Source organism: Pseudomonas sp. AF03-9, from assembly GCF_020515815.1.
Lineage (GTDB): Bacteria > Pseudomonadota > Gammaproteobacteria > Pseudomonadales > Pseudomonadaceae > Aquipseudomonas.
Window position 1 is genome coordinate 177,301 of sequence record NZ_JAHPJF010000013.1, and the last position, 22,951, is coordinate 200,251.

Annotated in this window: 15 protein-coding genes and 1 pseudogene; 3 read left to right on the top strand and 13 right to left on the bottom strand. The window is 60.5% G+C overall.

The annotated features are described in order from the left end of the window. Window positions 1-122 precede the first annotated feature (122 nt). From LIY36_RS17325 to LIY36_RS17375, 11 genes are all read right to left on the bottom strand, one after another. Window positions 123-386: a PAAR domain-containing protein gene (locus LIY36_RS17325; RefSeq protein ID WP_226456410.1), complete on the bottom strand. Its 264-nt coding sequence runs from the start codon at window positions 384-386 to the stop codon at window positions 123-125. Beyond that, entirely contained in the window at window positions 386-2,710 is a 2,325-nt protein-coding gene (locus LIY36_RS17330; RefSeq protein WP_226456411.1) for a T6SS phospholipase effector Tle1-like catalytic domain-containing protein, read from the bottom strand. The genes LIY36_RS17325 and LIY36_RS17330 overlap by 1 nt, the downstream gene beginning before the upstream one ends. After that, on the bottom strand, window positions 2,698-3,219 hold the full coding sequence (locus LIY36_RS17335; RefSeq protein WP_226456412.1) for a DUF3304 domain-containing protein: 522 nt from the start codon (window positions 3,217-3,219) through the stop codon (window positions 2,698-2,700). Before LIY36_RS17335 ends, LIY36_RS17330 begins: the two co-directional genes overlap by 13 nt. A 102-nt stretch (window positions 3,220-3,321) precedes the next feature. Then, the gene (locus LIY36_RS17340; protein ID WP_442962220.1) at window positions 3,322-3,831 is read right to left on the bottom strand and encodes a DUF3304 domain-containing protein; all 510 of its coding nucleotides are present in this window, start codon (window positions 3,829-3,831) and stop codon (window positions 3,322-3,324) included. Window positions 3,832-3,911: 80 nt separating this feature from the next. Next, window positions 3,912-4,433, bottom strand: coding sequence for a DUF3304 domain-containing protein (locus LIY36_RS17345; RefSeq protein WP_442962218.1), 522 nt, complete (start codon window positions 4,431-4,433; stop codon window positions 3,912-3,914). Further along, window positions 4,430-5,179 carry a DUF4123 domain-containing protein gene (locus tag LIY36_RS17350; protein WP_226456413.1) on the bottom strand — a complete coding sequence of 250 codons (750 nt, stop codon included), beginning with the start codon at window positions 5,177-5,179 and terminating at the stop codon, window positions 4,430-4,432. Before LIY36_RS17350 ends, LIY36_RS17345 begins: the two co-directional genes overlap by 4 nt. A gap of 15 nt (window positions 5,180-5,194) precedes the next feature. After that, on the bottom strand, window positions 5,195-7,588 hold the full coding sequence (locus LIY36_RS17355; protein ID WP_226456414.1) for a type VI secretion system Vgr family protein: 2,394 nt from the start codon (window positions 7,586-7,588) through the stop codon (window positions 5,195-5,197). A 192-nt stretch (window positions 7,589-7,780) separates the two neighbouring features. Then, on the bottom strand, window positions 7,781-9,310 hold the full coding sequence (locus tag LIY36_RS17360) for a DHA2 family efflux MFS transporter permease subunit (RefSeq protein ID WP_192296608.1): 1,530 nt from the start codon (window positions 9,308-9,310) through the stop codon (window positions 7,781-7,783). Then, window positions 9,310-10,509, bottom strand: a complete 1,200-nt coding sequence (locus LIY36_RS17365) for an HlyD family secretion protein (protein ID WP_192296609.1) — start codon at window positions 10,507-10,509, stop codon at window positions 9,310-9,312. Before LIY36_RS17365 ends, LIY36_RS17360 begins: the two co-directional genes overlap by 1 nt. Window positions 10,510-10,524: 15 nt before the next feature. Beyond that, complete coding sequence (locus tag LIY36_RS17370) at window positions 10,525-11,976, bottom strand: efflux transporter outer membrane subunit (protein WP_226456415.1); 1,452 nt, start codon at window positions 11,974-11,976, stop codon at window positions 10,525-10,527. Beyond that, entirely contained in the window at window positions 11,973-12,446 is a 474-nt protein-coding gene (locus tag LIY36_RS17375) for a MarR family winged helix-turn-helix transcriptional regulator (RefSeq protein ID WP_226456416.1), read from the bottom strand. The genes LIY36_RS17370 and LIY36_RS17375 overlap by 4 nt, the downstream gene beginning before the upstream one ends. A gap of 198 nt (window positions 12,447-12,644) precedes the next feature. Between LIY36_RS17375 and LIY36_RS17380 the strand changes: the two genes are divergently transcribed. The 3 genes and pseudogenes from LIY36_RS17380 (at window position 12,645) to LIY36_RS17390 (ending at window position 17,374) form a co-directional block, all read left to right on the top strand. Further along, window positions 12,645-13,595 (top strand): fimbrial protein, encoded by a 951-nt coding sequence (locus tag LIY36_RS17380; RefSeq protein ID WP_226456417.1) that lies wholly within the window; start codon window positions 12,645-12,647, stop codon window positions 13,593-13,595. Window positions 13,596-13,649: 54 nt separating this feature from the next. Further along, window positions 13,650-16,443 (top strand): annotated as a pseudogene (locus LIY36_RS17385) (ATP-binding protein). Continuing rightward, entirely contained in the window at window positions 16,430-17,374 is a 945-nt protein-coding gene (locus LIY36_RS17390) for an EAL domain-containing response regulator (RefSeq protein WP_442962219.1), read from the top strand. Before LIY36_RS17385 ends, LIY36_RS17390 begins: the two are co-directional and overlap by 14 nt. Before the next feature lie 166 nt (window positions 17,375-17,540). On the opposite strand, the gene LIY36_RS17395 is transcribed toward LIY36_RS17390, so the two are convergent. Both LIY36_RS17395 and LIY36_RS17400 read right to left on the bottom strand, forming a co-directional pair. Then, window positions 17,541-21,212: a translocation/assembly module TamB domain-containing protein gene (locus LIY36_RS17395; protein WP_226456418.1), complete on the bottom strand. Its 3,672-nt coding sequence runs from the start codon at window positions 21,210-21,212 to the stop codon at window positions 17,541-17,543. Next, entirely contained in the window at window positions 21,212-22,939 is a 1,728-nt protein-coding gene (locus tag LIY36_RS17400) for an autotransporter assembly complex protein TamA (protein WP_226456419.1), read from the bottom strand. The genes LIY36_RS17395 and LIY36_RS17400 overlap by 1 nt, the downstream gene beginning before the upstream one ends. Window positions 22,940-22,951 lie beyond the last annotated feature (12 nt).

Consider the following 22,951-nt stretch of genomic DNA (forward strand, 5'->3'; position numbering starts at 1 on the left):
TTCGGGCCATAGCGCAAACAGGGTTGCCGCCTGCACGCTCAAGAGCACCAGCAACGCCAGCCACCAGCGTCGCCAATGGGGTGCTCGCGGCGCGATGACCTGCGGATACAGCGGTGGCCGAGTCATGGCGACACCCCCATCGATGAGGTCGCAAGGGTGCTCACCAAACGGCAGCCGCACTCACACCGATGCCCGTGCAGCGCCACAGGTTTGCCGTCCATCGTGGAACCCGCAGTGCCTTCACTGATTTTGTTCAACCCGTGCTTTTTACAGCGGACGGGGTCGCCAAGGCAGGCCACCGGTTTGCCGAAGGCCAGGAAATGGCCTTGCAACACCTCACCGCCAAAGGGCTGCAAAGGATCACCGAGACGCACTAAAGGCAACATCAGGCCACCTCCCCGTCGATCTCAAACAAGCTGCCCGCCGCACGCAACATGGCAGTGGTGCGTTCCAGGCGCTCAGCCAGATCCTCCTGGGCGATTTGAGTTTTCAACTCGGCGGCCACCAAGCCGATATGCGCGGTTGGCTTGAGGATTTGCTCGGCCCCTGGCAGGAACGGCACCACCAAGCCCGTGGCCTTGTCGATGACCTGATAACCGATGGTCGCGCCGCCGATACCGGCGGCAAGACCACCCAGGGCATTTTTTCGCTTGATGCCATACACCGTGGCCCCAACCACCATCGCCACCCCCAGCATCCGCCCCGCCACCACCACCGGGGAAAGCTCGCGGCTGTTTTCATTGCCAAAATAGGTCATGCGGTAGAAAAAATAACCGGCCCACAGCTCACGGGTTTTCAATGCGTCGTGCATAAACCAGGCGCGGGAATCGTGGATTTGGTCGTCGAACAGCGCGACCAGCAGGGCCATATTTTCTTCCGTACTGGGCGTACCTCGGTCATCCCGGAACAACTGTTTGCAACGTCGCTCGCCCGCCGCCTTGAGTGCGGCGTGGTCCTTGGCTTCGTCATCTTCGTTGAGCAGGTAGATCGCGTCGCGCAGCACCACGTCCAGCACGTAGCCCTTCAAGCTGGTTTGTTCGCGTTTGCTGCCGGTGTAGTCGGCCTTGAACTCGGCAGCGGCCTGACTCAGTTGGGTCTGGTCGATCTTCGGTTCGTAGATGGGCGGGCCGGGATAATTTTTGGCGGCCTCGGGGGCTTGTTGACGGTCTTTTTTTAGACCGCTTATCAACGCTTCATAGTGTTCGCGTTGCTGGCCCTCATCGTAGGCCGTGGTCTCGTGGGCTTGAGTGAAGAAGGGTTGGTGTTTGTAGCTGTCGTTGGCAAAACGGCCGATGCGCCAGCCAGTGATCCAGCCCAGTTGGTCGGCCAGGGTATCTTCGACGGTAGTGGTGAGCTGGATGGGTTGGTAGGACCAGGGGGGAGTGGCGGTGGGTGGGTCGGAAGGGATGCCTGGGAGGGTTTGGCGCCAGGCGTTGAAGCGTTCGATCATTTGTTGATCGACCACAAACTCCGAAGCGGTCTTCGGGTCCATTTTGCGCCACGTGTTTTGATCAAACAGCGAACTTGGCAGAGCAGCTTCCGGCACTTGCAACGGTGCCCCCACAGCAAAAGCCTCGGCGTACAGGTCATGCAATACAATCTGTGACACCAATTCATTAGTGCCACCGCGTGCCTTGCCCTGATCATTTTTTGGGTAGCCGCCTCCCACATCGGAATGAACGCCGGGGTATACCACTTCAATGGTGTTGGCTGGGTACTTGCCATCTTCATTGCGTATCGAATCCAGCGGGAAACACGAGCGCTGTTCGAAGCCTGCAACAAAGTGTCGATAGCACTTGACCAGATCAGGGAACCGCTGGGCGTCGGGCAATAATTGAGTGTTATCAGCCCAATCCATGTGCCCTGCAAAAAACGGCGCGGCGTGAGCGATGCCGACCGAGGCGACGGTATCCAGCAGGCCGAGAAATTCGACGCTGATGGGCAACCCAATCAAGCTTTGCTCGGGGAGTTCGGCACCTTCTGGCGTGTCGAATAGCTGGCTTAGCCAAGTGACAAAAGTACGGGCCTCTGCAGCGCCTCGGGAGAAGCCGTATACGAAGAGTTTGATTCCCAGGACTTTGGGCTGCGCTACCGGCACGCGGGCTTTCAAAGGGGCAAGCAGGCTGGTCATTACGGAGCGACGATTGCTTGGGCCAAGGGTACTCATCAAGGGCGTAGGCCACGTGCTCATTTTGGTGACCGCTTCTGCACAGTCATCCTGCAACAATCGATTCCTGGTCAATGCCCAATGCAACGCATCAGCGATGGAGACCAACGCCCAGTTGATGCGATCCTCTCCACCGGTGGCGTACTTCAACCCCTTCTCGCTGTAATCCAACTCGCCTACTTCCGGAAATGGAGTGCCAACGCCGGGCATGTAGTAAGAGTAATAGCCGCTCTTTTGGGCCTTTGGACCTTGAAGCGATGAATGAAAAAGTTTAGCAATATTGCTAGGGTGATCCTTTTGAGTGTCGTTATTTTCGTTATTATTGGTTCCATCGAAAAACAAACTTACGTGCAAGCTGTGGCAACATTCAAAACGTTGACTCCTTCCTTGGAAATCGCGCTGCCGGCAAAAATACCTCTCTTCAGCCATCTGCTTATTATAGTTCTCGCTTACCCTTACCGCGTCAGTTGGCAATCGGCCACCGAGAGGAAAAACAGGTGGACCAAAAGCGTTATCTTTTGAGTTATTTTTTAATTCGGGCATACAGTTGGCTCCTGCATATCAAGTGGTTCTTGGATCGGATAGCTTGGGTGACCATATACCCAGCACGAGGTCGTCACCTCCACGCGATTACAGGTCAAAAAATGAACATTCAGACTGCAAGATTTTTTTTCAGGCCACTCCGGAATGGCAACAACAGCTCTATAAACCCTGTAGCTCTCAGCGTGCCTTGCATAAACCTCGTGAAACTTATTCGACGTAACAGATGGCATTTCTGCGGACGAATTAGGATCAACCTCCCACTCAACCTCCACTTCCAACCCCGGCCGCCACTTAACCGGCATAATGATGCAACACGAACTCCCCCCTCCGCCGTGAGCTCTATAGCCATTCACCGAAAACCAATTAATCGCAGTACCTTCAACATGATTGATCGCTGCTATATTCCCGGCCACCATTTTATTTTCGGTAAACGCACACCCCAACAACACTAAAGTCGCCAGGCCGCCCCCCATAAAACCAAAGCAAAGCAAGCATCTCTTCAGGCTCATAACCTGCTCCTTACACATTCACTCAAATTACCAATGTAATTTTCTCGACTGGCCGCAAAGACTAATTAGTCGGACCAAAAACGTTATCCTTTGAGTTATTTTCTAATTGGGGCATACAGCTGGCTCCTTCATATCAAGTGGTTCTTGGATGGGATAACTTGGGTGACCGTACACCCAGCACGAGGTCGTCACCTCCACTCGATTACAAGTCAAGAAATGAACATTCAGGCTACACAATTTTTTTTCCGGCCATTCTGGAACATTAACCGTCGCCCTGTAATGCCGATAATTAGCTTTATGCTTAATTTGCTCGACCCTATAGCCATCACTCCCCAACGGCGGCCACTTCGAATAAGCATAAGGATCCGAGTCGACTTCCCACTCAACATCCACCTTCAACCCCGGGCGCCACTTAACCGGCATAATGATGCAACACGAACTCCCTCCTCCGCCGTGCGCTCTATAGCCATTCACCGAAAACCAATTAATCGCAGTACCTTCAACATGATTAATCGCCGCTATATTCCCGGCCACCATCTTATTTTCAGCGAACGTACACCCCAACAATGTAAGCACCAATAACCCACACAGGCATTTCAAAACCGCGCTTATCTTTCCAATAAAACACACTACCGACGCCAGTAACGAGAAAAACAAACTCTGCCCCCTAAAAAAATTAATCATGAAACGCGTCACTTCGCACATACAACTGGCTCCTTTGCGCGCCTAGGTTCTTTGATCGGATAATCTGGTCGACCATATATCGCGCAAGCAGTAGTAACTGCAACGCGATTGCAAGTTAAGAAATGCACCTTCAGGTCGCAAGATTTTTTTTCAGACCATTCCGGAACATCAACAGATGCGCTGTAACGTCGATAGTTGGATTTATGCTTGACCATAAAGGCTTTGAACTCCTCCGTCCCTAACGGAGGCGTAGCAGCATTGTTATTCGGATCAACTTCCCATTCAACATCCACCTTCAACCCCGGCCGCCACTTAACCGGCAAAATAATGCAACACGAACTCCCTCCTCCGCCGTGCGCTCTATACCCATTCACCGAAAACCAATTAATCGCAGTACCTTCAACATGATTAATCGCCGCTATATTCCCGGCCACCATTTTGTTTTCGGTAAACGCACACCCCAACAACATTAAAACCGCCAGGCCGCACCCCACAAAACCCAAGCAAAGCAAGCAACGCTTCAACCTCATAACCGGCTCCTTACATACTCATGAAAATCACCAAAATAATTTTCCCGACTGGCCTTCAAGGCTAATGAGTAGAACAAAGAAAAACGCTGCTCCCGGCCTCCAAGTGCTTGGTAAAACTCTCCGCTGTTCATTAACTCCTGCGCATCGCTGATACACCCCATCAACTCGAACTGTTCGTCGCTCAATTCCAGAAAAGGTGAAACGTGAACGGCGCTCTTTCCACCCAATGCATGTCCCTTGAGCCACTGCATTTGCTCATCGCGATCAAACCAGCCCCAAAAAAAAGCCAGTTGCCGAAACTCAGTGCGTTGTTGGTCGGTAAAAATCGAAGACATCAATAAGGGAAAGCTGCGCGGGTCGTAGTAACGCAACAGTCCGGCTTTACCGCCCCAGCGGATTTGCGAAAGTGCTCGCAGCGCGTGACTCAGGGTTTCAAAGGCCAGCGGCGAGATCACCACCAACATGCGTGCGTCGGCTGCGCCGTGAGTCAGTAGTTCCTCCAGCCAGGCTTTATGCCGCCAATGGGTCAAGTCCAGGCGCATCAATAGGGGGGCCTGGTCCAGCATGTGTTCCTCGGGGGTTCCCGTGAACAGTGAAAACCAGGGGATCGCTGGCCTTATCTGCTCCAGCGCCCCGATAAGGTCGGTGTGCCAGGCGGCCTGATCAAACAGCAGATCTACGGAGTGCACACCGGCGGTGGCACATACGTGTTCGACCTGGTCCTGCCATGGGATAGGTGCTGACATTTCCCTTTCTCCTGATCAACCTTCACGCATCAAAAGGGTGATGGCCTTTGCGCGTGCTCTCTTGAGGCAGTCCTCACACACCGACTGCGGCAACTCACGCAACGCAAAGCTCTGGCCCGCAGGCCCCTCCCACACATGCTGCCCTTTGAGGAGCAACTTGCCGGGGCTGTGGATGTCGATTGCGCCACTCGGGTGAATCCGCAGGTAACCGCCACCACACCCCAGGGTGATGCCGTTCCTGGCGGTCAGGTGCACTTGCCCCTGCACCGACTGCACGCTGATGTCCTGCTGTGCGATCAAATTGAGCAAATCACCGTGGGACTCGATTTCCAGCGGTCCCTTGCCCGAGACCAGGCGCATGCCGTGCTGCTGAGCGAGCAGGGAAATGCCTTGGTTGGCGTGAGCCGAGAGCTGCCGGGCGGCGGCTAGATGGATGTCGTCGTGGCTTTGCAGGTACAGCGCGTCGCCGCTTTTGAGCAGCAGGCTGGACGGCGTAACCGCGCCAATACCTTGGGGAGCGCTGAGCAGGATGGCCGGGGCTGCCAGGTTTTTTGCGTCAGCCTGCAACTGCTGTAAACCGTTGATGGCCGGTTGAGGACTTCGGTGGGCCTGGGCGATGGTCTGCCAGTCGGCCATTTGCTGCGCAGCCCCCTGTATCAGCTGCGTGGCCGGGTCCATCGCCAAGACCGCGCCAGAGGCTTTGCTCTGTTGATCCGCACTGATCAGCAGGCCTTTTGCGGCCCGCATCGCGCCCCAGCCGTCAGTGCGCAGTTCGAACCCCTCGCCGCGCTTGTTCTTTCCGGCATCTACGATATGACCGAGGTTTAGCTGGCTCTTGCCGCTGTATTCGGTGCTGAGCTTGATGTGCTCCTCACCCCGGGTGTCATCCATGCGCAATTTGTTATTGGCCGGCGTGCGCAACACATTGCGTTTGTAGTTGCGCAGAGTGACGTGATCAGGGCGTGCGCTGTCGTGCAGGGCGTGGGCGATATAAGGGCGGTCTGGGTCACCTTGCTCGAACGCCACGGCCACTTCGGTGCCCGCGATCAGTGGCAGGTGCAAGCCGTGAGTATCCCCCGCATAAGGCCGGGCCAGGCGCAGCCAGAGGCTTTCCTCGCCGCGCGTCCAAGTGTCGCGATCAAACAGGAAATTGACCTTGTAGCGCCCCTCCAGGTCGATATGCGCGTAAGGGTCGTTCACCCCCGGGTTGGAGACACGAGCCGGGACGGTGCCGGCGATACTTGGCTTGGGTTGCAACGGCGGTCGGTAACACACGGTTTCCGAATAGGGGATGGCGCCGAAGCTGACTTCAAGGCTGCGATCGCGGGCAGCACGGGTTGTCAGTTGGGTGATCACCACCCTGGGCATGAACGCCTTGGGCGCGCCGCCGGTAATGGTCAGTACCTGGCCTGGCGCCAGCGTTGCACTGGTGCTAAGCCCGCTGAGCCGGGTCTGGTTATTGAGGTAGCGTTCATGCCGCAGGCGCGCGTAGCTGTAGCCGCTTTCGGTGGGCAGGTCCTCGTCGGTATCCAGCCTGTTCCCGAGCACGCTGTAGGGTTCGGCATAGTGGTATGCCTCGCCATAAGTGGTGGTGGCACCACGGGTCTGGTCGATGTCGCCGTCGAGACACGCATTGGCATCCCGGTATTGATAAGCGCGAACGTTGACGTGTTGCTCTACAACCTGATGGTGGGTTTGCAGTTTCCACACACAGTCCTGATCGCTGCTAAGCCCGGAGGGCGGTCGATAGGGCAACTCGACGTCGAACTGGTAGTAACGCTGGTGATCGTGAAACTCCACGACATCAAGATTCAATCGCTCATCGCGAACGAAGCGATACCAGATGCCAACGTCGGCCAGCAGCCGTGAAATAAAGGCCAGATCACTTTCGTCGTACTGCATGACCTGCTCGCGCCTGGGGTAGTCGCGCAGCAGTTGGAAGTAAAAATCTTGCCCTTCAAAACCGTGACGGCTACGCAGGATGTACTCAACGATCTGCGGCACGGATTGCTGCTGGTAAATGCGAAATTGCTTGCCCTGCGCCAGCAGCGCCAAACGTGGTTCGAGGATGATTTCGTAGCGGCCTTCATCACTGGAACCAGACAGGCGTTTGAAGCCGGTGACAACGCCGGTCAGGGTGCGAAGTGGCTTGTTTTTTGGAGGTGGCTGCCAAACCAGGACAGGCTTGGGCGGCAAGGAAAAAAGGCTGAAAGTTGCGGGTTTGCCCAGCACTCGGTCGACCGCCAGATCGCGCTCGGTGCAGGTGAATTCGATGTGGTACTTGAAGGGAAGGCTCAGCTGCTCTTCGCCGCGAAAAGCCAGCACGTCGAGCAACGGATCGACACCGTAGACCCTGAGCCTGTGTCGGCTGTGATCAAAGAAAGCGCTCGGCAGTACGCTCGTATTCATACCTTGTCATCCCTGGACGGTGCGAAAGTCCAGAGAGTAAAGATTTGTTATCGGCGAATAATGTCGGAAAGGTCCTCTTTAAAAGCAGGGCACTTCCCAACCTATAGGGTCAGTTGCCGATGTGCGCAGAGACGCAAATGTGGGAGCGGGCTTGCCAGCTCCCACAGGGGCTTGCATTCCACATTTCCTCGATCAGTGGCCTGACGCCGCCGGCCCCGCCTTCGCCGTAAACGGCGGCTTCGCCAGCCACACCAACAGCATCAACCCCATGAACATCCACCCCAGCAACGTGAAGTAATCCACGGTGGACATCATGTATGCCTGGCTGGTGAGGATCTGGTCCAGCTGCGTGTAGGCTTTCTGCCCTGCCCCGCCCAAGGCATCCAGCGCATTGCGTGTGGCCGAGTCGTAGGTGGTCATGTTTTCACTCATGTAGGCATGGTGCTGGTCTGCGCGGCGAATCCAGATCCAGGTGGTCAGCGACGCCGCGAAGCTGCCGCCCAGGGTCCGCAGGAAGGTCGCCAGGCCGGCGCCGTCGGCGATCTGGTGCGGCGGCAGGTCGGACATGAGGATGCTCAAGGTCGGCATAAAGAACAGCGCCACGCCGATGCCCATGAACAGCTGCACCAGGGCGATGTGCTGGAAGTCCACCTCATTGGTAAAGCCCGCCCGCATGAAGCAGCTCAAGCCAATTGCCAGGAACGCCAGGCCCGCCAGCAGACGCAGGTCGAACTTGTGCGCGTACTTGCCCACGAACGGCGACATCAACACCGGCAGGATGCCGATCGGCGCCACCGCCAGGCCGGCCCAGGTGGCGGTGTAGCCCATCTGGGTTTGCAGCCATTGCGGCAGGATCAGGTTGATCCCGAAAAAGCCCGCATAACCGAGGATCAACACGATGGTGCCGATGCGGAAGTTGCGGTGCGCGAACAGCTTCAGGTTGACCACCGGGTGTTTGTCGGTGAGCTCCCAAATGATGAACACCGCCAGGGCAATCACCGAAATCGCCGCGCCGATGATGATGAAGTTGGATTCGAACCAGTCCAGGTCATTGCCCTTGTCGAGGATGATCTGCAAGGCGCCCACACCGACGATCAAGCTGAGCAACCCAACGTAATCCATCGGTTGGTGGCTGGTGACCACTGGGCGTTTCTTCAGCTGCGAACGCACCACCATCACTGCAAAGATGCCGATCGGCACGTTGATAAAGAAGATCCACGGCCAGCTGTAGCTGTCGGTGATCCAGCCACCGAGGATCGGCCCGGCAATCGGCGCCACCACCGTGACCATCGCCAGCAACGCCAGGGCCATGCCGCGCCTCGCCGGCGGGTAGACCGCGATCAGCAGCGTCTGGGTCATCGGGTACAACGGCCCCGCGACCAGGCCTTGCAGGACCCGGAAGGCGATCAGCTCGGGCATCGACGTGGAAATACCACAGAGGAACGACGCCAACACAAACAGGATGGTCGCCCACAGGAACAGCTTCACCTCGCCAAACCGGCGGCTGAGCCAGCCGGTGAGCGGCAAGGCGATGGCGTTGCTCACCGCGAAGGAGGTGATGACCCAGGTGCCCTGCTCCGAACTCACGCCAAGGTTGCCGGAAATCGTCGGCAACGCCACGTTGGCGATGGTGGTGTCGAGCACCTGCATAAAGGTCGCCAGCGACAGGCCAATAGTGGCCATCAACAGGCTGGGTGGCGTGAAGGAGGCGTTATTGCTCATCAGCGTTGCACAGCCTTGGGCGCGGCGATGCTGTTGTCATGGATCAACTGGGTGATCATGGCATCGGCCTCGGCGAGCTGGCGGTCATACACGTTGGTGCTGAACGAGGCTTTTTGCGGCGCCTGTTGCGCCAGCACCGGGCCGCTCTGGTCGTGCAGGTCAACGCTGACCTGGGTCGACAAGCCCACCCGCAGCGGGTGCTTGGCCAGCTCGGTGGCGTTGATGTGGATGCGCACCGGTACCCGCTGCACGATCTTGATCCAGTTACCCGTGGCGTTCTGCGCCGGCAGCAAGGCAAATGCACTGCCGGTGCCCGCGCCGAGGCTATCGATGGTGCCGCTGAATTTCACGTCACTGCCATAGATGTCCGACTCGATGTCCACCGGCTGGCCGATGCGCATATCGCGCAGCTGGGTCTCCTTGAAGTTGGCGTCGATCCACAGTTGGTTCAGCGGGATCACCGCCATCAACGCGGTGCCTGGTTGCACGCGCTGGCCCAGTTGCACGGTGCGCTTGGCGACGTAGCCGGTGACCGGCGCGATCAGGGTGCTGCGCGCATCGGTCAGGTAGGCCTGGCGCAGTTGCGCGGCGGCGGCTTGCACGTCCGGGTGGGAGCTGATCACGGTGTCATCCACCAGCGCGTTGGTGGTTTTCAGTTGTTGCTCCAGGTTGGTCAGGGCGTTCTTCGCGGCGGTCAGGCTGTCGCGGGCGTGGGACAGTTCTTCCTGGGAAATCGCGCCACCCTGGGCCAGGGTTTTACGCCGGTTGAAGTTGTCCTGGGCGGTTTGCACGTCGGCTTTCTGCGCGTTGACCTGGGCCTTCATGCCGTCGACGTTGCTGTACAGGCCGCGCACCTGGCGCACAGTGCGGGCCAGGTTGGCCTGGGCACTTTGCAGGCCGACGGCGGCGTCATTCGGGTCGAAGTTGACCAGCACCTGGCCTTCGTGGACCAGGTCGCCATCGTCGGCGCCGATGCTGACCACGGTGCCCGTGACCAGCGGGGTGATTTCCACCACGTTGCCGTTCACATAGGCGTCGTCGGTGCTTTCGCTGAAGCGCCCGTAAAGTTCGTGCCAGGCCCACACGCCGACGACGCTGAGGATGACGATCAGCGCCAGGCCGATCAGCATCACTTTGCGTTTGCGTGGGTTGTTGTCTTTCGGTTGTTCGGTTGCGTTGGTGTTTTCGGCAGTGGCCATGACAAGTACCTCAAATTATTCCGTGCGTGTGGCTGGGGTGGTCGCTGCCACGTTGTCGGCGCTGTAGCCGCCGCCCAGGGCCTGCATCAGTTGAATCGACAGATCGATCTGCGCGGCATTCAGGGTTGCCAGCTGACGCTGGGCCTGCAGCAGTTGCTGCTCGATGCTCAGCACATCCAGGTAGTTACCGATCCCGGAGCTGTAGCGCTGCACCCCGGTGTCGTAGGACTGCTGGGCAATGTCCGCGGCATGTTGCTGGGCCTGGATCTGCCGGCCGGTGTCGCGCAGTTGCGAAAGGGTGTTGCCGATATCGCCCAGGGCTTGCACCAGGGTTTTGTTGTACTGCGCCACCGCCAGGTCGTAGTCGGCGTCGCGGGCATCAAGGTCGGCGCGCAGGCGGCCGCCGTCGAAGATCGGCAGCGAGATCGTCGGTGCAATGTTGAAGAAGCGGCTGGCCGACCCGAACATCGCATCCCCCAGCAACGACTCGGCGCCAGCGCTCGCGCTCAGGTTGAGGTTGGGGTAGAAGCGCGTCTTGCTGGCATCGATGTTCCTGCCTGCCGATTCGACCCGCCAGCGTGCGGCGATCAGGTCCGGGCGCCGCCCCAGCAGCTCGGCTGGCAGCACCGAGGGCACGGCGACCGCGCTGGGTTTCAGCACAGTGGGCCGGGCCAATTCATTGCCACGGTCCGGGCCTTTGCCGAGCAACACGGCCAGGGCGATCTTGGCGCTTTTCAGCTGTTTTTCCGCGTCGATCAATTGCGACTGCGAGCTGGCTTCCAGGCTTTCGGTCTGCTGGTACTGGTATTGGCTGTCGATGCCCGAGTTCAGCCGGCGCTTGCCCAGGTCGAGCATCTGCCGGGTGCGCTTGAGGTCGTCATTGGCCAGGTCGCGCACGATATGGGCCTGGCCCAGGTCGCTGTAAGCCTTGGCCACGTTGGCGGCCAGGGTCAGGCGCGCGGCCTGCTGGTCGACCTGGGCGGCACGCGCCTCGCCCAACGCGGCTTCCCAGGCCGCACGCTGGCCGCCCCAGAGGTCGAAGGTGTAGTTGAAGCTGGCGCCGATATTGCGCACGGTCGAGTAGGCATCGCCCTGCCCGCGTGGGTCCTGGTCTTTCGCCAAGCGCGAGCGGGTCACACCGGCGCTGGCATCCAGGGTTGGCATACGCGCCGCGTCGGCAGCGTAGGCGGCGGCTTCGGCCTGATGGGCACGGGCGCTGGCGACTTGCATGTCCGGGCTGTTTTGCAGGGCTTCCTGGATCAGGCCGTCGAGTTGCGGGTCGCCGAGGCTTTTCCACCAATCGGCGCTGGGCCAGGCGGCACTCGACAGGGGCACGTAGCTCAAGGTCTTACCCGTTTGCAAAGTGCCGGCGTCCAGGCGTTTGCCTTGGGTGTCGAGGCCGCTGTAGTTGGCGCAACCGGCCATGCTCATGGCCACCAGCACCAGGCTGAGTGCACGTGTGTTCATTGATTACCTACCCGCTGGATGACGATGGCGTCACCGGCAGCTACCAGAATTTTCTTGAGGATGCGCTCCAGGGTCTGCAGCTCGCCGGGCTCCAGGGCGCCGGCCAACTCGTTCATCGACTGGGCGCCGATGTGCGGCAGCATGTCGGCCAGGCGCTGGCCGTCTTCGGTGAGCACCAAGCGCACTTGGCGCCGGTCCTGCTCGGAACGCTGGCGCGCGAGCAAGCCTTTCTGTTCCAGGCGGTCGAGCATGCGGGTCATGGAACCGCTGTCCAGGGACAGGTGGCGGCACAGCTCTGCCGGGGTGTCCACGTCGAACTGGGCAATGATGATCAACACCTTGAACTGCGCGGCAGTGACGCCGTACGGCTCCATATGGGTGTCGATAATGCGGTCCTTGAGCAGCGCCGCCCGGCCAAGGAGCAGGCCGAGGTGGCAGTTGCGAAAGCTGTCAGGGGTGAAGTGGGGCATTGGAAGTCACCTTATTACTGCCTAGGCAGTGAATGTATGACGAGATGTTACTGCCTAGGCAGCGGATGTCAAAAGAAATTATTAGCTTGCTTGGTAATTGGCGGATGAATGGTGGGTTTCTAAGGATCACCTGATGGGTTGCGACGCCTTCGCTCAGTAATCTGCGTAGTCCCTTGGCCAGTCGATAGCGCCCTTTCCATGACCTCTTTGAAACAGCTTGCCTGCCTCGCGGCAATCAGCCTGGCGGGTGCGCAAGCGGCCTTTGCGGCTAATTGCACCGTCACCACCAACACCAACGAAACCCTTAATTTCGGCGCGAGCCTGGCCAATGGCAGCCTGACGGTTCCCGCTGACACACCCGACGGCACTGTGATTTACCAGGACACCGTGCAATCGGTTCGAAACGAATGGAAATGCACGGGCGCTTCGCAATACGGCCTGGTGATGAACCCTGCACTGGGCTCGGTCACCAGCGGCTCGACCTACCCTATCGGCAAGACCGGGCTTTCATTCCGGATCTGGATCGACGCACTGAGCCGCTATGAGAGAAGACCTTTCACAATCAAGCCAGACAATTACGGCATCTCCCCAGGCTCGGTACGCCTGGAAATCGTCAAGTCAGGCCCGCTGTCTCCACAGGTCAAGGTCGCTGCCGGCAACCTGGGCAACTTGCAAGCTGACGATCTGATCATCAGCAAGTACAACCTCACCAACCCCCTGGTGCTGAACGCCGCCTCCTGCCAGACCCCTTCCGTCCCCGTCGCCATGGGCGACGACTATCAGCTCTGGGAGTTTCGCGATGCAGGCGCAACCCCTCGCACCATTCGCTTCAACATCGGCTTGAACCAGTGCCAGACCGGTATCAATAAAGTCACCTATTCGCTCAAGGCCACCACCCCCGTCATCGACGCGGCAAAAGGTGTCGTCGCGCTCAATGGCGGCTCCACCGCCAAAGGCATCGGCCTGCAATTGATGGATGATGCCGGGCAACCCATCGCGTTTGATACCACCTACACCTTCAGCGGTTTCACCACCACGGGCGCCAACTTCAAGATCCCCTTGTCGGCCTCGTATTACCGCTTGCCCACCGGCAACGTCGAGGCCGGCAGCGCCAACACCGAAGTCACCTTTATCGTGAACTACCTGTAGCAAACTAAGGATCGTCTGATTTTTCCTACGCCCGGCCACGCCTAGAGTGCCGGGATGCGATTAAAGAACTATCTCCACCAGATCAGCCCCGTCCTGTCCACGCCCCACGCCCCACGCCGCCCGCCGCCTGTTGCGCATTTTTGCGCTGGTGCTGCTGGTGGGCATGCTGGGCGGCGTGTACAGCTTCCTGCTGTTTACGTTCAACAACGAAATCTCCCAGCGGCGCAGCTACATGAGCAGCGCCATCGCCGAGGCCCATACCTTTTTCACCACCCGTGAAGCCCTGCTGGAAAGCCTCAGCCTGTCGGCCACACGCAAGGCGGAATTGAACCTGCCGGTCAACGATGAGGAAATCCGCCTGTTGCTCGGCAAAATCCCGGGTAAGCAATGGAGCATCCGGCTGACCCAGCGCATGCGCGACTTCCTGAAGGCCAAGCAGCTCAACCTGCTGTATGTCGGCACCGATGCCCAGGTACTGCGGCTGTACGATGCGGGGCCCGCGGCGGCCGCTTTTCCCGCGTCCATGCTGGCGCAACTCAATGCGCTCAAGCAGCAGAAAACCCTGCAGGAACTCTGGCTGACTCACACAGACGGTGAACATTCGCAGCTGTATATCTTTATCCGCCTGGATGAACGCGACCTGAACTCCGGCTGGCTCGGCCTGGAGATGGATGACCGTGAAGTCTCCAAGGCGTTGAGCGACCACAGTGCTGGCGAGTTCACCATGTTCAACGCCCAAGGTATGCCTCTATTCAGCAACAGCCGTAACCCGCCGCCCGGGCAACACCTGCCGCACCTGCGCCAGCAGGACTTCTTCGGTTTTGTCGGCGACGGCTGGCTGCCCGAGCAATTGGTGTTGCGCAAACAGCTGAAGTCTTCGGACTGGCAGCTCACCTACTCCATCGACCTGCGTGCCGTCCTTTGGGCGCTATGGCCGCAGATGCTCGGCGCCCTGCTGTTCTGCCTGCTGACCATCAGCCTGGTGTGCCTGCTGACCCGCCGCCTGGAACACCGCTTCATCACACCCGCCATCCACCGCATCCAGGCGCTGGTGGAAAGCGAGCTGTTCAGCCGCGATGTGATCCAGACCGCCCCGGTGGCCCTGTGCGTGCTGCGGCGCACGGACGGCGAAGTGGTGCTGGAAAACACCCTCGCCCAACAATGGCTCGGCCAAGCCGGCGTGCACTTGGGGCCGGGCTGGATTCGTGGTGCCTTCGACCCCGACGCCCCCAGCCTCACCGACTACTTCGAGGCTGCCGACGGTCGCCACCTGTACCTGAGCTGCGCGCCCACCCGCTACAAAGGAGAAGACGTGTTGCTCTGCGCCTTCAGCGACATCAGCGCACGCACCCAGATCGAAGCGGCGCTGGAACAGGCACGCCAATCCGCCGATGCCGCCAACGAAGCCAAGACACTGTTCCTGGCGACCATGAGCCACGAAATCCGCACGCCGCTGTATGGCGTGCTCGGCACCCTGGAACTGCTCGCCCGCACCCGCCTGGATGCCCAGCAGAAAAGCTACCTGCATGCCATCGAAGGTTCCTCGGCGACGCTGCTGCAACTGATTTGCGATGTGCTCGACGTGTCAAAGATCGAAGCCGGCCAACTGGCCCTGGAGTTGAGCGAGTTTTGTGTGCCCAGCCTGGTACAGGAAGTGGTGCAGGGTTACGCCGCCGCCGCACAGAGCAAGGGTTTGCAGCTGTATGCGTGCCTCGACCCGCAACTGCCGCTGCGCCTGATCGGCGATGCCAGCCGCTTGCGCCAGATCCTCAACAACCTGCTGAGCAATGCGGTCAAGTTCACCGACTCCGGGCGCGTGGTACTGCGGGTCAAAAAGCTCAGCCGTGAAGGCGAACGGGCGTGCCTGCAATGGCAAGTTTCGGACACCGGCAAAGGCATCGCCCAGGAAGACCAGGCACTGATCTTCGAGCCGTTCTACCAGACCGAAGGCAACCCCCATGTGATCGCCGGCACCGGCCTCGGCCTGCCCATTTGCCTGCGCCTGACCCACTTGATGAACGGCACCCTGCGCATGGTCAGCGAGCCGGGGCTGGGCAGCAGCTTTTCCCTGACCGTGCCGCTGGAGCAACCCGCTGGCCTCGCGCCGTCGCTGCTGCCGCTGTTGGCACAGGAGGTGGTGCATGTGCTCTCGCCTGTGCGCGAACTGGCCGACAGCCTCTGCGGCTGGCTGCGCCGCTGGGGCGCCCGTGCGCAGGTTGGCCCGCCGTCCAGCGCCGAGCTGGCCGCACCCGCGGTACTGCTCGAACTGGTAGAGCGCAGCCTGGACACCTCCTGGCACGGCCCACGGGTATTCGCCAGCAGCGATGGTGCCCACGAACCGCGGTTCACCGGCGATGGCTGGCAGGTCAACCTCAACGACCTGAACGCAATCCACCAGGCGGTTCGCCACGCCCAGAACGGCCAGGCCGCACCGTCCCAGGCACGTTGCGAGCGGCGCGACCTGCACCCCTTGCACCTGCATATCCTGGTGGCCGAAGACAACGTCATCAACCAGTTGATCCTGCGCGACCAGCTTGAAGAGCTCGGTTGCACCGTAGAGCTGGCCGGCGATGGCGAAGAGGCCTTGTCCCGCTGGCACGAAGGCGCCTTCGACATCGTCCTCACTGACGTCAACATGCCCAAGCTCAATGGCTACGAACTGGCCGAAGCCCTGCGGCGCCTTGGCTGCAACACCCCGATCATCGGCGCAACCGCCAACGCCCTGCGCGGTGAAGATGCCTTGTGCCTGGCGGCCGGCATGAATCACTGCCTGGTCAAACCCTTCACACTGCGAGCCTTGTTCACTGCCCTGGCTCCCTACGCACGAGCTACCCATGAAACCCTGTAGCATTTTGATCGTTGAAGACCATCCCTTTCAGCACCTGTATCTGCAGAACCTGTTCAGCGAGTTGGGTGATTTCGACCTGGTGTGCGCCAGGGACGGCGAAGAGGCGCTGGCGTGTCTGAAACAACGTGACTTCGACCTGGTGCTTACCGACCTACTGATGCCGGGTATGGACGGCGTGCAATTTATCCAGGGCCTGGCCGCACAACCGTCGCGCCCGGCCCTGGCGATCATGAGTGCCGCCTCACGGCGCATGCTGATGGGCGCGAGCCTGGTGGCGAGCAACCTGCAAGTAAAGGTGATCGGGCTGATCTCCAAGCCGGTGAATGCTGCCGCCTTGCGCTGCCTGACCGATCAATTGCTGGCGCTGCGTCAGGTCGTACCGGCAGAGGCGCAGCCCGGCATTGATTGCCAAAGCCTGACGAATGCCCTGGTCAACGGCGAACTGCAAGCCTGGTTCCAACCCAAGAAAGCCCTGAGCAATGGTCGCATCGTTGCGGCTGAAGCGTTAGTGCGCTGGGTTCACCCCGAGCATGGCCTGTTACTGCCGGGTGTGTTCCTGCCGGCCTTGATTGCCTGCCACTTTGAAGAACGCCTGTTGTGGTGCGTGCTCAAACAAGCGATGGCCGCCCAAGCCGTATGGCGCCAACAAGGCTATGACATCCCGGTGTCCATCAACCTGCCCACGCACCTGCTCAACAGCCACGACCTGCCCGACCGCATTCTGGCGTTCGTGCTAGAACACCAGGGGTTGCCGGCACGTATCTGTTTCGAGCTGATGGAATGCTCGGTGCCCGACGATATCAGTAATTTCTACGCCGGCGCCTGCCGCTTGCGCATCAAGGGTTTCGGCCTGTCCCAGGACGATTTCGGCAAGGGCTACAGCTCGTACATGAAGCTGGTGTCGCGTTGGGAGAACGCAACAAGGCGCTGAACTATGAGCGGGTGGACTTGAAGTGCGCTCCACAATTTCCAGAACACCAATAACTAAATGTGGGAGCGGGCTTGCTCGCGAATGCGGTGTGTCAGTCAACAGATTCATTGGCTGATCCACCGCATTCGCGAGCAAGCCCGCTCCCACATTTTTTACTGTGTATGACTCAAAAGTCGCGTTTGTAGAAGATGTCCAGGGAGCTGGCCACGCCACTCGCCACTTCCAGGTACACCTTCTTGCTCAACAGATACCGCAGCGCAATCGTGCTCGCCGGTTCAAACACCCCCACCCCGTAGCGCAGGCTGAGTTTCTCGGTGATCTTGCCGCTGGCCACCACCGCCGTGGTGGTGCCGCTGCCTTGGGTGTCGAGTTCAAAGTCCTGGATACCCAGGTTCTTCGCCAGGTCCGACGTAACCCCGGCGCTGCCCATCAAGCCCAGCCCCAGTGCGGCTTGGGCGAGCATATTGTTGTCTTCGCCGGTGGTGGTCAGCGGACGCCCCAGCACCAAGTAGGACAACGCCTGCTCCTGGCTCATGGCCGGCTCGGAGAAGATTTGCGTGGTGGGCTGCTCGGCGCTGCCGCTCAGACGGATACCGGCGATGATGTCGTCGGTCTTGCGGATCGCTTCGATGTCCAGGTACGGCTGATCCAAGGGGCCTGCGAACAGCAACCGCGCGCGACGCACATCGAGCTTCTGCCCATAGGCACGGTAGCGGCCATCGTTGAGCCACAGCTCGCCACGGGTGTCGAGGTTGTCGCCGATGTGCACGTGCCCCTGCACCTTGGCGGTGAGGCCAAAGCCGGAGAAGTTGAGCTTGTCTTCGCCCACCGCCACATCAATGTCCATCGCCATGGCCATCGGCGGTTTGCCCTCTTCGGTCTGGCTGCCGATGATCACGGTGTCGCCGGAGACCTTGACCGTGGACGGCGGCAACTCCCGCACGGTGATGTCACCGCGTGGGATCTGCACCTTGCCGGCGATGGCCAGCTTGTCATCCTTGAGGCTGATTTTCAGGTCGGGCGCCACTTCGAGCACGGCGTAAGGCTCCACCGTGACCGGCAATTGCGAGCCTTGCAGGCTGAGGTCCACCGCCAGGGCGCGACCCCAGTCGATCCGGCCCTTGAGGCTGCCCTGCCCGGCCTTGCCACTGCGCCAGCCACCGTTGAGTTGCACGCTCTCGCCAGCAATCAGCGCCTGCACGTTGAGGCCCTCAAGGCTGATCGGCAGTTCCGGGCCGGACACTTCGCCCCCCACCAGATTGACGTTGCCGTTGACCTGCGGCGCGAGCAGGCCACCGGAGATACGTCCGTTGCCGTTGAGCTTGCCGCTGAGGGTTTCCACCATCGGCACAAACGGCCGCGCCACCGCCAGATCCAGCCCGACCAGGCTGAAGTTGCCGGTGATCGGCTTGTTTTTCGGCAATGGGTTGATCTGCGCCTGCACCGTCAGTTCACCGAGTTTGCCGCCATGGAAGTTCAGCTGGGTGTCGATGCGCTTGGGGTTGAGGGTGGTTTCCAGCTTCAAGGTGTCGTAGGGGAAGTCCAACCACTGGTCTTTGTCCTTCACGCGCAAGGTGCCGCTGCCGGCATCCACTGCGATCACGCCCTTGGGGCCGCTGTCGGGCAGGTCCAGTTGCAGGTCGGCGTTGAGCTTGCCCTGCCAGGCGAAGTCCTTGGGCAGAAACGCCGCCAGGCTGTCGATGGGGAATTGCTTGAGGTGATAACGCAGCTTGGGCTCGGGCATCAGGCGCTGGTCTTCACCGCACAGGCTGGCAGGGCCGGACACCCAGCAGTGCGCGGCGAAGGTCAACTTGCCGTCGGCCATGCGCTCGATTTTCGCCGGGGCTTGCAGCTTCCAGTCCTGGCCGCCGGCTTGCACATCGCCACTGGCCAGGCGCCCGCGCCAGTTGCCTTTGTCGAGGTTGCCGTCCAACGCCAGGGCCAGCTTGACCAGCGGGCCGGCCAGGTCGAGTTGGACCTTCTGGTTCTTGATGTCGCCTGCGGCGCTGGCGGTCAGGGTGCCGACCTGGGTGTCACCGGATTGGATGCCGCTGCCCTTGAGGTCGATCTTCGCGCGCTGGGCGCTATCCAATGTGGCGTCGAGGCTCAGGCTTTGCAGGCGATTGTCGGCAAAGGCCAGTTGCTGACCCTTGAGGCCGAGTTTGCCTTGGGGCGCGTTGAGGCTACCGGCCACGTCGAGACGCCCGTTGATTTGCCCCCGCAACTGCGGCCACAGCTGGGCCAGGCGCGCCAGCTTGATGTCGATCTGCCCGGCGAGGCGTTGTTGCAGGCTGCCGCTGCCGTTGATGCGGTTGTCGCCCAGGCGGATGTCCAGGTTGGCCAGGGTCCACTGCTCGCCAGCACCTTCGGCCTTGGCCGCGAGTACGGCGGTTTGCCCACGCAGGCGCCCCTTGAGGTCAAGGTCGGCGTTCAGCTTGAGCTGCTCGTTCTTGAACTCGCCCTTGCTGCGCAACGGTCCGGCGAGGGTGCCGGGCAGTTCCGCGACCCAGTACGCCGGGTTCAGCGCCGACAGGTCGAGTGCGGTGTCCCAGGCGATGCCGTCGGCGAACTGCACGTTCAAGTGGCCTTCGGCCTTGCCTTGGCCGGCGGTGAGCTTGAGTTCGGGTAGGAAGATTTGCTGGAGGTCGCCACTGAACGGCGTGACCACATTGAACTTGCCGGCGGGACCGTCGAGGTCGGCCTTGAGGTTGCCGAGGTAGTTGCCGTCCTTGTAGGAAATCTCACCGTTAAACGTACGCAACGCCACCTGCGGTTCGTCGATCACCGGGTACAGGCGATGCCACGGGAAGTCCAGCCAATCGATCTTGGCGTCGGCGCTGAAGCCTTGCTGCCAATCCAATTGGGCCGTGAGCTTGAGGCTTTGTTTTTCGCCTGCCGTCAGGTCCAGGCCGGCGATCTGCGCGCCCTTGGCGTCGACCTTGCCTTGCAGCAGCAGGTCCACCGGGCCTTTTTCCGCGGGCAGTACGGCTTTGCCCAGCAGTTGGTAGCCGCTTTTCAGATCGCCCTTGGCCGTGAGCTCGAGTTGATTGAGTTGCAGGGTGTCGGGCAAGTCGGCGCTGGGCTTGAAGCCATCGGCGGTGATCTGCACCTGTGCCGGGAGGTTGTCCGCCAGGGGTTGCAGCTCGCCGTTGAGCTTGGCGGGCAGGTAACCGCTGCTGTCGGCGTCGAGCTTGAGGGTCTTGAGCAGGTCGCCCTCGACTTTCAGCGCGACAGTCCAGGGCGCGCCGCCTGGCGCGTAAGGCAGGCTCAGATTGCCGGTAACGCTCAATGGCCAATCGCCGGTGGGTTGCAGCAGGCCAGCCAGGTCCAGTACCAAATCGTCGCGTTGCAGGTGCACTGAATCGATCTGCATACCTGCGACGGTCCAGTGCGCGGCCAGTTGCAGGCCCTTGAGTTCTTCGCTGCCGTTGAACAGCAGGCTGCCGACACGAACGTCGCCCAACTGGATCGCCACGGGCAGTTTCAACTCGGGCAATTGGATCGGCCCGCTGCTTTGCTCGGTGGAGGGTGGAAATTGCAGGCTGACCTGCTCCACGTCCAGTTGGTTGACACACAAGGTCATGCGCAACAGGCACGCGGGCGACCAATCCACTGTCGGCGCCTTGAGCTCGACGCGGCTGCTGTCCTGTTGCCACAACAGGTGATCGGCGCTCCAGCGACCACCCAGATGGCCCTGGAAATTCTCCACGCTCAAGCCCGGCACACGGCCCAAGGCCCAGCGGCTGCCCGCCTGGGTGCCGAGTACCGCCCACAGGGCCAGCAACAGCACGGCGAGGATCGCCACCACGGCCAGGCCCGCTATTTTCACACCACGCATCACAACTCAGGCCCCATGGAAAAGTGCAAACGAACGCCGCCCGGATCTTCGAGGGCATGGGCCAGGTCAAGGCGGATCGGCCCCACCGGCGAAACCCAACGGATGCCGACGCCCACGCCGGTCTTCAAGCTGGGCATTTCCAGGGTATTAAACGAGTTGCCCTGGTCGATAAATGTTGCGATCCGCCATTTCTCGGCGATGGAATATTGATACTCGGCGCTCAGGGCCACCATGTAGCGGCCGCCAATGCGGTCGCCGCGGTCGTTTTCGGGGGACAACGTCTGGTACTCGTAGCCGCGCACGCTCTGGTCGCCACCGGCAAAGAAACGCAGCGACGGCGGCACCGATTTGTAGCCATTGGTGGCACTGCCGCCGACCTGGGCGCGCGCAAGGAAGCGATGGTTGTCCCACAAGGTGGTCAGGCCTTTGACCATGGCCGTGCCGTAAAGCAGGTTGGTGTCGGAGCCCAGGCCTTCTTTGGCCACCTTGGAATCAAATTGCAGGCGGTAGCCGTGGTGCGGGTCGATGCGGTTGTCGCTGCGCAGGTAGGAATAGCTGATGCCCGGCATCACCAGGTTGCTGAGGCCGGAATCATTGCCCAGGCGATATTCTTCGCGCTGGTATTTGAGCGAGATCACCCGGGTCCAGCCGCTGGGCAGCTTGCTGTGCCATTCGGGGCCGAGGGTGAGCAATTTACTCAGGGTGTCGGTGTTGGCCAGTTCTTCGTTCTGATAGCCACCGGCGAAGCGCAGTTTGTCGGTGAGGGGCGGGTCCAGCGGGATGTCGTACCACAGCCCGACGTTCTGCCGAGGAGCCGACAATTCGGCTTCCCAGCCGTAACTGTGGCCCTGGGGGTTGACCCAGTGACGTGTCCAGTTGGCCTTGCCACGTGGGCCGACGTCGGTCGAAAAACCCAGGCCAAGGCCCATGGTGCGTGGCTTGCGGGTCTGCAGTTGCACGGCTACCGGAATCACATCGTTGGCCGAGGCGGCGGGCGCGGCGTCCACGCGCACGCCTTCGAAAAAGCCGCTGGCTTGCAGGTTCTGGTTGAGCTCGGCGATCAGTTCGGAATCGTAGGGAGCGCCGCTTTTGAACGGCACCATGCGTTGCAGCAGTTCTTCGTCGAACGGCGTGTCGCCCTTGAAGTTGACCTGGCCCAAGGTATAACGCGGACCGCTGTCATAGATCAGTTCGATGTCGGCGACACCCGCCTTAGGGTCCACCGCGAGTTTCTGGCTGGTAAAGCGCCCACTGAAAAAGCCGTAGCGCGAGGCCTGGTTCTGGATCAGACGCTTGGCGTCTTCGTAATGGCCGTGGTTGAGCACGGCGCCGGGTTTGAGGTCGTCGCTGGCGGGCACGCGAAATGCCTTGAGGTTCGCGGCCTGGCCGTCGACCCGAATGGTCACGTCGCGCAAATGCACCGGTTCGCCGGGGTCGATGGTGAGGATCAGGCGCGGGTTCTTGCCGCCCTTCACGTCGCTCTCGATCTGTGGCTGATAGAAGCCCAGGGCCTGGGCCGCTTTACGCGCCTGCTCCTCGGCGCCACGGCTGAACCGCAGCAAGGCCTCTTCATCACGATCGCCCACCCCGCCGATGTAGCCTTCGATGTTGGCTTTCAACGCGTCGTTTGAGGGCTTGATGCGCACGTCCAATTCGCTTTGCGCCAACGCGCCGCAGCTTGTGAACAGCAGAATCAAGCCGCTGGTAAATCTTCCTGGAAACTTCATAGGCGCGGATGC